General features: G+C 67.2%; 8 protein-coding genes. 1 reads left to right on the top strand and 7 read right to left on the bottom strand.

The genetic code is table 11. The features are described 5' to 3' along the window. Window positions 1-39: 39 nt before the first annotated feature. On the bottom strand, window positions 40-2,124 hold the full coding sequence (locus NTCA1_RS13330) for a TonB-dependent siderophore receptor (protein WP_236549312.1): 2,085 nt from the start codon (window positions 2,122-2,124) through the stop codon (window positions 40-42). Window positions 2,125-2,488: 364 nt separating this feature from the next. Here NTCA1_RS13330 and NTCA1_RS13325 point away from each other — a divergent pair, with 364 nt between their 5' ends. Further along, window positions 2,489-4,714, top strand: a complete 2,226-nt coding sequence (locus NTCA1_RS13325; RefSeq protein WP_133084651.1) for a TonB-dependent siderophore receptor — start codon at window positions 2,489-2,491, stop codon at window positions 4,712-4,714. Between the two features lie 192 nt (window positions 4,715-4,906). On the opposite strand, the gene NTCA1_RS13320 is transcribed toward NTCA1_RS13325, so the two are convergent. From NTCA1_RS13320 to NTCA1_RS13295, 6 genes are all read right to left on the bottom strand, one after another. Beyond that, complete coding sequence (locus NTCA1_RS13320; RefSeq protein ID WP_201282485.1) at window positions 4,907-5,596, bottom strand: GntR family transcriptional regulator; 690 nt, start codon at window positions 5,594-5,596, stop codon at window positions 4,907-4,909. Window positions 5,597-5,639: 43 nt separating this feature from the next. After that, window positions 5,640-6,761 carry an aromatic ring-hydroxylating dioxygenase subunit alpha gene (locus tag NTCA1_RS13315; RefSeq protein WP_133084650.1) on the bottom strand — a complete coding sequence of 374 codons (1,122 nt, stop codon included), beginning with the start codon at window positions 6,759-6,761 and terminating at the stop codon, window positions 5,640-5,642. Window positions 6,762-6,868: 107 nt separating this feature from the next. Further along, a complete protein-coding gene (locus NTCA1_RS13310; protein ID WP_133084649.1) occupies window positions 6,869-7,987 on the bottom strand; it encodes a CapA family protein in 1,119 nt (372 codons plus the stop codon). Further along, window positions 7,984-9,168 carry a CaiB/BaiF CoA-transferase family protein gene (locus NTCA1_RS13305; RefSeq protein WP_133084648.1) on the bottom strand — a complete coding sequence of 395 codons (1,185 nt, stop codon included), beginning with the start codon at window positions 9,166-9,168 and terminating at the stop codon, window positions 7,984-7,986. Before NTCA1_RS13305 ends, NTCA1_RS13310 begins: the two co-directional genes overlap by 4 nt. Continuing rightward, a complete protein-coding gene (locus NTCA1_RS13300; RefSeq protein ID WP_133084647.1) occupies window positions 9,165-10,346 on the bottom strand; it encodes a CaiB/BaiF CoA-transferase family protein in 1,182 nt (393 codons plus the stop codon). Before NTCA1_RS13300 ends, NTCA1_RS13305 begins: the two co-directional genes overlap by 4 nt. Further along, the gene (locus NTCA1_RS13295; protein ID WP_201282484.1) at window positions 10,343-12,805 is read right to left on the bottom strand and encodes a 2-hydroxyacyl-CoA dehydratase family protein; all 2,463 of its coding nucleotides are present in this window, start codon (window positions 12,803-12,805) and stop codon (window positions 10,343-10,345) included. Before NTCA1_RS13295 ends, NTCA1_RS13300 begins: the two co-directional genes overlap by 4 nt. Window position 12,806 lies beyond the last annotated feature (1 nt).

Raw genomic sequence — 12,806 nt, 5'->3', positions numbered from 1 at the left:
GCAGGCGCCCTTCTCATTGTCGTCAGACGCGGGATACCGTCAGAAACGGAAGCCGACCGTTCCCATCACGTTGCGCGGGGCGCCCACGAAGCAGTCGCCGCGGGCGAGGCAGGAGGCGTAGTAGCGCTTGTCGAGCAGGTTGGTGGCATTGATCGAGAAGCGCCACTTGTCCCAGGTGATCTCGGCCAGGGCGTCCACGGTGGTGTAGTCCGGGGTGATGATCGTCCAGGCCGGGCCGACCGAGCGACGCTTGCCGGTGTAGACCACGCCGCCGCCGAGGCGCAGCTGCGCACCGTCGCCGACGCCGAAGGTCTTGGTCGTCCAGGCCGAGGCGATGTGGCGCGGCATGTAGTCGAGGCTCTCGGAAGCCTTGCTCTTGTTGTAGCCGTAGTTGACCAGCAGCTCGAAGTTGCCCGGCAGGGTGTGGCTGGCCTCGACTTCGACGCCCTTGGTGGTCAGCTCGCCCGACTGCGTGGTCGCGTTGTTGGCAAGGTAGAGCACGCGGTTGCGCTCCTTGATGCGGAACGCGGTGACAGTAACCAGCGTCCGAGCCTCGGGCTGCCACTTGAAGCCCGCTTCGAACTGGGTGCCGGTCTGCGGCTTGTAGGCGCCGCCCGACGTGCCGTCCTCGTTCTGGATCGAACCGGCTACCGGCAGGAAGCTTTCGGTGTAGCTGAAGAACGGCGAGACGCCCGCGCCCAGTTCACCGATGATACCGGCACGGAACGTGGTGGCGTGGTCGGTCGAACCGGCCGAGGAGGTCACGCGGTCGCGGCGTCCGCCCAGCACCACCGAGACGCGGTCGAAGAAGCGGATCTGGTCCTGCACGTAGAAGCCGAGCTGCTTCTGGCTCTCCGGTACGAAGGCGCCGGTCGGTTCGTAGGACGAAATCGCATCGTAGTCGATGTCGTAGAGGTCGACCAGTTCGCCCGCACCGTAAGTCGTCTGCTTGGAAACCTTGTTCCAGCTGTAGTCCACGCCGACCAGCAGCTTGTGCTCGATCTGGGCGCCGGTGTTGAAAGTGAACTGGGCGTTGTTGTCGGTCGAGAACACGTTCATCCGGGCGCGCGAGGCGCTGGAGGACATGCCGATGGTCCGGCCGTACGTGCCGTAATCCGCATAGGGCAGGAATGGGTCGGTCGGGTTGGTATAGGCGTCCACGCCGTGGTAATTGTAGTCGAGGTCGCTGTCGATGTAGCGCGCCTTCAGGCTGATGCGCACGTTTTCCGAGAAATTGTGCGTGATCGCACCGCCGCCCTGCAGCGAGCGGCCCGAATACTTGTCCCAGCCCGGCTTGCCGACGAAAGTGTAGGGATCGAGCCTGCCTTCGGGATAGGCGGTGTTGGGGCGGAAAGTGCCGACGATGGGCAGGAACTGCGAGGTCGAACCGGCGTCGTCCTCCTGGTAGAGGCCGTTCAGCACGATATCGGTGTCGGGCGTAGGCTGCCAGCGGATCGAGGGCGCGAACATCACGCGGTCGTCGGCGACATGGTCCACGTAGGTATCGGCATCGCGGGCATGGCCGACGAGGCGAACGGCGACGTTGTCTGCCAGCGCCACGTTGACGTCACCGAAGACTTCCTTGCGATCGTAACTGCCGTAAGTGGCGCTGACTTCGCCGCGGGTTTCGAAGCCGGGGGTCTTGCTGACGAGGTTGACGAGACCGCCGATCGAACCCTGGCCGAACAGCACTGAAGCCGGGCCGCGCACGATTTCCACGCGCTCGAAGTTGTACGGGTCCGAAGTGATCGAGGCGTAGTAGCTGAAGATGTCGCGCATGCCGTCGCGGAACTGCAGCGCATCGATGCCGCGGATGTTGAAGCCGTCGACGCGGGTGTCACGGCCGTAGGGGTTGGCGAGCACACCGGCGGCGTACTTCACGGTGTCGCTGATGTTGATCGCGCCCTGCGACAGATACTGGTCCGCCGTGATCGTGGTGACGGGCTGCGGAACCTCGATCGGCGGGGTGTCGGTCTTGGTGCTGGCGCGCCAGCCGGTGACGAGAATGTCGCCTTCCGAGCTGCCCTGGTCGGTGTCGGCTTCTTCCGCGAAAGCGGCGGTCGGAAGGCCCGCGAAGCATACGATCGCTGCGCTGCTCAGCGCGAGCTTGTTCATCCGGTTCATCAGAATTCCCCATGCGCGGCCATGCACCGCATCTGGCGGCGCGCCTACGCGATAATGCGATACATTCGCAACATGCTAACAAGATTTAAGGGTTGCGTTGCAAATGAGACACACAATCAAGTGGCGCGTCAGCTTTCATCAGGGGCTGGAAATCGCGGAAATGCATTGCGTTCTTGGTGTTTGGTCAATCCTGCACACAACCGTCCGCGCATCCCCTCCCAGCGCGCCCGATACGGAAAATCACCGGGCAGTAATCATGCTATTGCGAGTCTATCGCAATTTAAATAGGGGCGCCGCGAAACAATCGTGCGGCAGTTCTGCTGCGGCATTCCGATAACTTCACATATCCGCTTCAGGGGGAACAATGGGAAATAGCCGTCTTTCCGCGTCAACGCGCGCTGCCCGTACGCTTGCGTCCCTTGCAGCGGGCTGCGCCCTGCCACATCTCGCCATGGCGCAGCCTGCGGCCGAGCCCGAGGAGCAGTCCGGGAACATCATGGTGACCGGGGAGCGGCCGGACAGCGATCCCACCATCACCGAAGGGCGCGATTCCTATGCCCCCGCCGCGACCAATGTCGGCAAGGCGGCGCAGTCGCTTCGCGAGATCCCCCAGTCGGTCACCGTGATGACCCGCGCCCGGATCGAGGACCAGAACCTGCTCAGCGTCGAGGACGTGATGCAGCAGATGACCGGCGTGACCGTGGACCGCGCCTGGCTTTCCTCCACCTATACCTCGCGCGGCCTGACCATCACCAACATGCGGCTGGACGGCGGCGCCAGCGCCCAGACTTCGTCCACCACGGGCGATCTCGACACTGCGATCTTCGATTCGATCGCGCTCGTTCGCGGCGCGGACGGCCTGTTCGGTGCCGGAGAGGCGGGCGGTGTCATCAACTTCAACCGCAAGCGCGCGCTGGCCGATCCGCAGGCACGGGCATCGATGACCTTCGGAAGCTGGAACCGCGCCCGCGTGGATGCGGACGTGACCGGCGCGCTCACCAGTGACGGCAACCTGCGTGCCCGCGCCGTGGGCGTCTACGACATCGGCGAATCGTTCCAGGACTTCAAGAGCGACGACCGCTGGCTGGCCCATGGGTCGATCGAGTACAATCCGGCGCCGGGCACGCTGCTGCTGGCCGGGTATACCCACCAGACCGACAAGCACGAAGGCTTCGTCGTCAGCATCCCGCGCTATCGCAACGGCGAGGATATCGGCTTCCCGCGCAGCGCCAACATGGGCGCGCCGTGGAGCACGATCGATCGCGATATCGATATCGCCTATGGCCGCATCGAGCAGGCGATCGGCAATGCCTGGACCGTCAGGCTCAATGCCAACTACACCCGCTCGAACGACCGTACCAATGCCGCCGAGATGGAAAATGCCGTCGATCCCGTGAACGGCGCGGGTACCGACTGGTGGTACTACCAGGCGGGCTCGAAGGTTCGCGAACTGACGCTCGACCTCAACACCACCGGCAGTTTCGAGGCGTTCGGCCAGAAGCACGATGTCGTCCTCGGCGTGGACTATACCCGCAACCGGACGGACAACCGCAGCCTATGGACCTACTACGGGGTCGGGGACGTTTTCGATCCCGTCTCTCCGCCCGAAATCGCCTATCCGCCGGTCTGGGGCTATCAGGGCCGCACCGATATCAAGCGTCTCGGCTTCTACGGCTCGCTGCGGATCCGCCCGGTCGCCCCGCTCTCGCTCATCGGCGGTGGCCGTCTGGTGGTCAAGGACCGCGCAGAGGCCAGCAATATCGCCACCGGCGCGGTCACTTCGCTGATCGACCAGAAGACCAAGTTCGTGCCTTATGTGGCGACGGTGCTCGATGTGTCGCAGGGGGTCAGCCTCTACGCCAGCTATGCCGAGATCTACCAGTCCCAGGCGAACTACATGTCGGCCCCGCGGCCCGGCACGCCGCTGGCCCCGGTGACCGGGACCAATTACGAGGCCGGCATCAAGGGCGAACTGGCCGGGGGCAGGCTGACCGGCTCGCTTGCCGTCTACCGCGTGCGCAAGAAGGGCGCCTTTGCCACCGATCCCAGCAATCCCCCGGCGGGATCGACCGACAACTGCTGCTACATCCGCGACGGATCGCTGCGCAGCCAGGGCTTCGAGGCGGAAGTCAACGGAGAGATCCTGCCCGGCTGGCAGGTCTCGGTCGGCTACACCTACAACGACAACGAGAACCGCCGCGAGAACGACGCGAGCTTCGCGGAAATCACGCCGAAGCACCTGCTCAAGGTTTTCACCGACTACAAGTTCCGCGAAGGCGCGCTCAAGGGCTTCAGCATGGGCGGCGGCGTGACCGCGCAGAGCAGCAATTTCCGCTCCGGCTGGGTCCAGGAACTCAATCCCGCGACCGGGCTCTACGACGGGCCGTTCTACCAGTACCAGTTCAAGGTGCCTGGCTATGCGATCTGGTCGCTGCGCGCGGAATATGAGGTCAGCGATCAGTTCTCGATCAGTGCCAACGTCAACAACCTGTTCGACAAGAAGTATTACATGACTATCGGCACGCCCGGATACGGCAACTTCTACGGCGATCCTCGCAATTTCCTCGTTTCGCTGCGCGGAAAGTTCTGAGGGAGGGGAGTCTGTCTGAAAATCCGCCATAGGCGGATTTTAGCGGCACCGGCCCACGCCCCCACCCTACCACCCAACGATAGTACCCTAGCGGGTGGTAGGGTGGGGGCGTGGGCCGGTGCCGCAAGCTCGTCACGGACGTGACGAGCGCACTCAACGAAGACTCCGCGAAAATTCGCTGAAAGCGGATTTTCAGACAAACGCAGGTTTGAAAACGGAGGCGGAGCCCACTGCTGCGCGGGCATGGGCGCGCATGATCTCTTCGGCCTCGTCTGGCAGGCCCGCGCGGATCGCATCGAGCACGGCATGGTGCTGCCGGTGCGCGGCGAGCAGGTGGCGATATTCGCCCTCGGCATCCTGCCAGTCGAGCGCAAGCGCGGCGGCGGAGGCGAAAGGCAGGTGGTTGTTGCGGGCCAGCGCGGTCTCGATGGCCGGGTTGCCCGAGCCGCGTATCAGCAGGTCGTGGAACTGCATGTTGTAGTCGTGGAAGGCCTCGAGGTCCTCGTTGACCAGATGGCCTTTCGCGAAAATGGCGTCGCCGCGTTCCAGGCAGCGCGCGAAGGCGATTTCCTCGGCGGGGCTGAGCGGGCGTGCGGCAATGGTCCGTGCCGCCAAGCCTTCCAGCACCCCGCGCACCTCGATGGCACCGCCGATCTGGATCTGGCTGGGGGCCCGCGCCGCATAGCCGCGTGCGCCCAGCCTGACCACAAGGCCTTCAAGCTCCAGCGCCCGAAGCGCGGTACGCACCGGCATGCGCGATACGCCCAGCGCCTCTGCCGTGGCGATCTCCGCGATCCTTTCGCCGTCGCGCAGTTCGCCCGAGGCTATCATGCGCCGCAGCGAAACGAGAACATGCTGGCCGGGCTTCATCTTGGCTGTCATGGCGCGGGACTTAGCCCGAGGGCGCTACCAAGTCCAAGTGCCTTCAGGCCGTCGGTTCCAGCATGGGTGCCTCCTTCGCCGCCTTTTCCGCAGCGATGGCGCGGTCGATCATCATTCTTGAGCGGACGCCCCCGGCATCGATGTTCAGCTTCAGCAACCGGCGTTCGGGGTGGCGCAGCAGGTTTTCCTGCTGCCGTTCCAGCATTTCCAGATCTTCGGAGAAGATGCGGTGCTGCCCGGCGCGGATGCTGTCCGTCACCGCCTCGTCGGTCACGGCGAAGCGGCGCGCCATGCCCCAGAAATAGTGGTGCGAGGTGGGGGTTTCCGGGGTGATGAAATCGACGACGATGCTTGATGCCTTCACGTCGTCCGCAGCGTCGTAGCCGCCCTTGCCCTGCAGCGCGACGCCGACTTCGATCATGACGTGGCTGGGCAGCGAGAACCGGCAGATCTGCCAGCGGTCGACGATCCCGTCATCGGGCAGGCCCGCGCTGCGCAGGGCCATTTGCCAGAACGGCGGGGCGCCGACCCCGTCCATGAAGCGGCTGGTGACGATCTCGTCGCTGCCACTGCGCGTCTTCACGGGCGCTTCGTCGATCTCCTTCTGTCCGATGCTGCTGGCATGGACGTAGGTTTCGTGGGTCAGGTCCATGAGGTTGTCGATCATCAGGCGGTAGTCGCAGGCGATGTGGAACAGCCCGCCGCCATAGGCCCATTCGTCGCTTTCCGCCCATTCCAGGTGATGCAGCTGGTCGGGCGAGGCGAGTTCGGCATCGCCGGGCCAGACCCAGACGAAGCCATAGCGCTCGATCACCGGGAAGGCGCGGATCGGCGGGAAGTCCTTCACGCGCTGGCCGGGCATCTCGATGGCGCGGCCCGAGCAGCCCATCGCCAGCCCATGGTAACCGCAGACGAGCTTGCCTTCGCGCAGGAAGCCGAGCGAGAGCGGCGCGCCGCGGTGCGGGCAGAAGTCCTCGAGCGCCGCGACTACGCCGTCCTCGCCGCGAAAGAACACCATGGATTCGCCGCAGATCTTGCGGCCGAGCGGCTTGCCCTCGATCTCGTCGGGCGTGCAGGCGACGTACCAGGCATTGCTGGGCCAGGGGGCCGGATCGACGCCGGAAAAACCAGCGGAGTCGGGCGTGCGCGCAGGGGCGGGAATCATTTCGCATCCTTTCCATCATGGCGCATCGGAGCGCTCTATTGGATCCAATAGAGCAAAATTGGATCCAATTCGTCAAGCGCCAATCGACATGAGGGCGAGTTTCCCTCTCAGGCCTCCACTATTTCGACCCAAGATCCGGCCGAACGGCCTCGCGCGAGCGGCGGCAGGCCGGCAAGGATGCCGATGCGGTCGATATAGTCGGCGATGGCGGCGCCTTTCGGTTCCTCCGGGATGACCGGGCGGCCCGGCGGGGCGAACCAGATCGGCAGGAAGCCGGTCTCTATCCGTCCTCCCGGATGGATGCGGCAGCGCCCGATCAGGCCGTTCACCGCCTCGGGATGGAAGGGGGCGAGTGGATAGGCCGGGTCGGGTTCGAAGCCGAACATCGTCTTGCGGCGCTCTGCCCATTCGGCACGGGCGGGATGGTCCTGCGCCGGGGTCAGTGCATGGGTTACCACGCAGCCGTTGCCCAGGCCGTGGAAGATGGGCCGACCACGATGAAACTCGATGCCCCGCGTGATATGGGCGTGGTGGCCGACGACCACGTCCGCGCCGGCCTCGATCGCGGCATGGGCAAGGGGGCGCTCGTAAGGGGCAAGGGCGGCGGGGCGATGGGTGATCCCCTTGTGAAGCGCCACCACGAGGATATCCGCCTCCTGCCGCGCCGCTGCGATGTCCGCCTGCATCTGCGCGACAGAGGCCGGATCTGCCTCCACGAGATCTGCCTGCGGGCGCGAAGGGCCGCCGTCCGCCGCCCGCACACGGACATAGGCGCTGCCCGCGCGGCTCTCCGCGGCCCAGCTGATTTCCGGGCCGACGCAATTGTAGCTGAGCAGCGCGATCCGCCGCCCATCGCGTGCGACAATGGCAGGTCTGCGGGCGCGGGAAAGGTCCGCGTCGGCCCCGGCATGGGCGATGCCGAGGCGGTCCAGTTCGGCATTGGTATCGGCGATCCCGATGGCGCCGCAGTCGGCGATGTGGTTGCCCGCCATCGACAGCATGCCGATATTGGCGCGGGCGAGAGCGGCCAGATGCGCGGGTTCGGCGCCGGGCGCAGGCACGTCGCCCTCCAGTTCTTCGCCGCGTAAGGTATGCGGGACTTCGAGATGGCCGATGACGAGGTCGGCGCCGCGGGTCACTTCGGCAATGCCGGAGAGCCAGTGGTCGGGGTCGGGCACGTCGAGGATGATGTCGCCCAGGAACAGGATATCGATCGGGCGGCTCATGCCAGGGCCCCCTCCTTGCGCAGCGCGGCGATGGCCGGCGCGTCGTAGCCCAGTTCGGCCAGCACGTCCTCGCCGTCGGCACCCAGAACCGGCACGCGGCGGCGCTGCGGCGGATCGGCGGCGAAGCCTGGGCCCATCGTGGCCAGGGGGCGGTCGTAGCCGGGCAGGTCCACTTCCGCCACGCTGCCGCGCTCCACGATGTGCGGATGCCGGACGATCTGTCCGACATCGCGGATCATCGCGGCGGGAACTTTCGCGGCGGTCAGGCGGGCTTCCAGCTCTTCGGCGCGCCAGCGGGAAAGCGCCTGCTCCAGCCAGCCCCGCACGAAATCGTAATTGGCCACCCGCGCGGCGTGGTCGGCCATGCGCGGGTCCGCCAGCATGGCTTCCTCGCCCAGTACGTGCAGCATCGCCTCGACCTGGGCCTGGTTATTGGCGCCGAGCGCGATCCATCCCTCGGCGGTGGGATAGAATTCGGACGTCGGCACCATGCGAAAGCCGCGGTTGCCCGTGCCCTCCGGCGTCCGCCCGGTATAGCTGTGGACCGATACCGTCTGGTTGGCCAGCTTGAGCGCGGCGTCGAGCATGGCGACGTCCACATGCTCGCCTTCGCCGCAGGCATCGCGGCGGCGCAAGGCGGCCAGGGCGGCGATCACGGCGATATAGCCGGTGAAGCTGTCGATGATCGGCAGCCCGATCTTGCGCGGTTCCCCGTCCACGCTGCCGAGCGCGGCGATGCCGGAAATGGCCTGGGCGATGTGGTCGTAGGCGCCCCACTGCGCCAGCGGGCCGCTCTGGCCGAAGCCGGTGATCGAGATCACGATCAGGCGCGGGTTGCGGCGGCGCAGTTCCTCTATCGGAAAGCCCAGCCGCGTCAGGACGCCGGGACGGTAGTTCTCCACCAGGAAATCGGCCTGCTCGACCAGCTTCCACAAGGCCGTGCGGGCGCCTCGGGTCTTGAGGTCCAGCGCGATCGAGCGCTTGCCCGCGTTGATCGAGGCGAAGGGCACGCTGAGCAGCGGCTCCCCCGCATGCTCGGTATAATGCCGAAAGCCGTCCCCGACATGCGGCGGCTCCACTTTCACGACATCGGCGCCCAGCTGGACCAGGGCATTGGTGCAAGTGGGGCCGGATATGGCGTGGGTGAGATCGACCACTTTGATTCCGCCTAGCGCGTTCATCGATCGGCTCCCTGGCGGCTGGAGAAGACCCCGGCCGCTTCCAGCGCGGCGACGTCGAAGCCGAGCTCCGCGAGGATCGTATCATTGTCCGCGCCGGGCAGAGGCGCGGGGCGATGGGCGACCGGCGGGTTGGCGGAAAGGTGAAAGGGCGTGCCGATCTGCGCGACCGATCCGGCCGAAGTCGGCAGGCGCACATGCATGCCGCGCGCTTCGGCATGGGGATGGTTCAGCGCCTCTCCGGCGGTGAGCACGGGCATCGCCTGGGTATCGGCGGCTTCCAGCAGGCCGAGCCAGTGCGCGCGTGGGTGGGAGGCGAAAAGGGCGGCAAGATCCTCGCGCATGGCCGGGTGAGCGGCGATGTCGAATTGCCGGGCGGCATAGTCCGGCCGTCCCACCGCCTCGCAGAAGCGCGCCCAGTAGCGGGGTTCCATGTCGGTGGTGCAGAGCCAGGCGCCGTCGCCGCAGCGCCACAGGCCGCCCTTTGGATGCCAGGCACCGTCCGGGAAACCGATCGCGGCCGGGTCCTCGGCGCGGCCCAGTGCGACCATCAGCAGAGGCATGGCGGCATCGGTCATGGCCACGTCGACATGCTGGCCCCTGCCGCTTGCACTCCGGGCCTGGAGCGCGGCGAGCACCGCGATGGAGGCATGGGCGCCTGCCAGCACGTCCGCGACCTGGGCGCCGGGCAGGGTCGGTTCCGGCGTGCCGCCCAGTCGGGACAGCGCCCCGGACAGCGCCAGGGCGGCGGGATCGTGCCCGGCCCGACCGGCCAGCGGCCCGGTCTGCCCGGTGAAGGATACCGAGCAATAGATCAGGCGCGGGTTGATCGCGGAAAGGGCGTCGTAGCCCAGACCCATCGCCGCCATCACGCCGGGCCGGTAGTCTTCCAGCAGCACGTCGGCCCGCTCCACCAGCGCGTGCAGGACCGGCGCGGCCTCGGGATGGCCTGGGTTGAGCAGCAGGGAGCGCTTGTTGCGGTTGTAGGTCGGCCGGGCGCGGCGCAGGATTTCCGCGTCCTCGTTCTCCCCCGTGCCGAACATCGCTGCCGCCTTGGCGAGTTCGCGGGGATGTTCGATACGAATCACCTCGGCGCCCATGTCCCCGGCCAGCCAGCCGAAGTAGGCGCCCGGCAGGAAGCGCGAGAAGTCGAGCACGGTCAGCCCGTCCAGCGCCGTCATGCCGCGCACGCCCGCCGCGCCCCGGCCTTCTGCGCGCAGGGGCCTTCGATGAAAGTGGCGATGCGTGTCTCCAGATCCGCCATGTCGGCCCGGTCGAGCGCATAGTTGTCCACGCCCAGTTCCAGCACCGGGATGCCCGCCGCCGTCAATGCGCGCAGGACGAAGGGGTCGGCGTCGGCAAGCGCGACGGCGCCGTCGATACCGTGGGTCCGGGCTTCATGGACGTGCCAGGGCGCGGCCCAGCCCGGCATGCGCAGTTCGTCCCCCATCGTCAGGAAACGTGCCGCCAGCGCGCGCAGCGGATCGCGGCGCTCCGTTCCCTCCGCCTCGAACTTGCGAATATAGCCGTCCGCCGCCAGTGCGAGGTACATCGACCAGACGAAGACCGCGCCGTGGCTGTCCTCCCATTTCTGGTAGAATGCCGTGTTGCTCCAGAGGCCGCGCCCCACCCACATGAGGCGCACTTTCTCCTCGGCCACCGCGCCCAGGCCCTGCCGCGCGCGTTCCGCGACTTCCTCGAAGAGCGCCTTGGCGGCGTCGCGCGCCCATTCGGTGCCGCGATGCCACTGCGGCACCATCGTGGCGGGCATGGAATCGACGAGGCCGATGGGCGCGGGGACGGTACGGGCGATCAGGTCGCGGGTCTTGCGGTAGTATTCCTCCTGCTCGTTGACGAGGTTCATGACCTCGACGAACCGGTCCCGGTCGAAGCGATGGCCGGTCTGGGCCTCGACTTGCGCAATCACCTCGCGCAGTTCGGCCGCGAGCAGATCGAGCCGCTCGGGTTCCAGCACTTCGTCCCAGCGGTCGGGGAGGGCTTCCCACCAGCGGGTTTCGATGTCCCGGCGCGGATCCACGGTGCGCTCGTAGAGATAGGGCGCGGCGCCGCTTTCCAGCGCCCATGCCGCGAAGATGCCGGGGGTGGCATCGCTGGAGGCGACGGCCTGCACGAAATCCGGGCGGGGCAATCCGCCCCACGGCGCCTGCGCGGCATCCTTGTCGAGCGCGGCGGCGAGGCCTTGCGCGCTGTAGGCTTCGGCATCCACCGGATAGTGCCGCGCGCGCAGGAGATCGCGGTAGCGCCCGCTTTGCTGCTTGGCCGCGACGATCGAGGCCCACCACTGGTTGACCACGAAAGGCACGCCCAGCGCGCGCAGCACTTCCTGCGGGGCATTGGCGTTGACCACGGCGAAGGGGGCTCCGGCCTGGACCTGCTCCTGCACCGAGGCGAACCATTCGCGCTGGTAATCGCCCGAGGATGCGGAAGCCTGAAGGACCTTGCGGCTGCGTTGGCGGTTGCTCTGGCCACTGGCCGCGGACGGGGGATTGGCAACGGCAGATCGCGGCGGGGATGCCTCTTCCCCGCGCAGGGCCGGCACTAGCTTGCCGGTATCGTCCAGCCCGCTCTTGAGCGCGAGCACCTTCACTCCGGTGCCATCGAGCGCGCGGTGGAGCGGGGCGAGAGTCCAGGGCGCGGCCTCGTCTCCGTCGAGCGTGAGGTGGAACACGCGTTCCGCCTCGCGGGCCTGAACGGCGCTGCGAGCCTCCTCCGCCAGAACGGCGCCTTCGGCGGCGGCAGCGGGAACGGCATGGGCGGGGTTGGCCCACGCGGTCATGGACCGGGGTGTGGCAAGGGCGGCGCGGGCGATGCCCCAATCCTGAACTTCGCCGACGATCCGCAGCCCCTCTGCTTCGATCGCGGCGTAATGAAGGTCGGTTTCGTGCGGGGAACCGGCCACGATAACCGGCGTCTCGGTCGCTTCGGGCAGCGCGGCGCTGTCCGCGATCGCGGCGCTCAGCAGCGGCGCCAGTTCGTCCGGGGGGAGGATCGCGGCGGCGCCGAGGCATTGCAGCATCCGGGTGCCGGACAGGCGCGGCCTGAGGGCGTCGAGTTCGCGCAGCAGGGCGTGTACCCGGTCGGCGGCCTCGGCCTCGCGGGCGAGATCGTCGTCGGTAAAGGCATGGCCGCCTGCTTCCACCAGCCACGCGCGCAATTGTTCGAGGCGGATCTCGTTGTATCGGCGGCTTGTGGGCCGGTCGATATGGAGCAGATCCAGCAGCGTGATCTTGCAGGGCGCGGGCTGGCCCGGCGCCTCTTCCTGAAGGCGTGCGTTTTCGCGCAAGGCGGAAAAGACCTGGGCCTGCTCGGCATCGGCGCGGGTGAACAGCACCGGGTCGAGCATGGCGGGGTCGAGCAACTGTTCCATCAGGTGATGGGCGCGGCGACGATCGCCGGACGGGCCGAGCAGGGCATCGGCTCGCGGTGTCGGCAGGCCCGTCAGCGGTGCCATGCGCACCGGCGCGAAGCCTGCGGCGCGCAGCAGCGGCAGCGGGGCATCGCTGCCGATCACCCGCAGGACGCGGCGGCCTTCCGCGCGCAGGCGGGTGGCCACGCCCTTCGCATCGCGATAGGCGGCGGCGATGTGGTCGAGAGCAGCGGAGGCGCAGGCAGGGGGCATC

The organism is Novosphingobium sp. TCA1 (genome assembly GCF_009811895.1).
Lineage (GTDB): Bacteria > Pseudomonadota > Alphaproteobacteria > Sphingomonadales > Sphingomonadaceae > Novosphingobium > Novosphingobium panipatense_A.
Note: the sequence above shows the minus strand (reverse complement) of the source record. Positions and strands in the feature narration are given on the sequence as shown.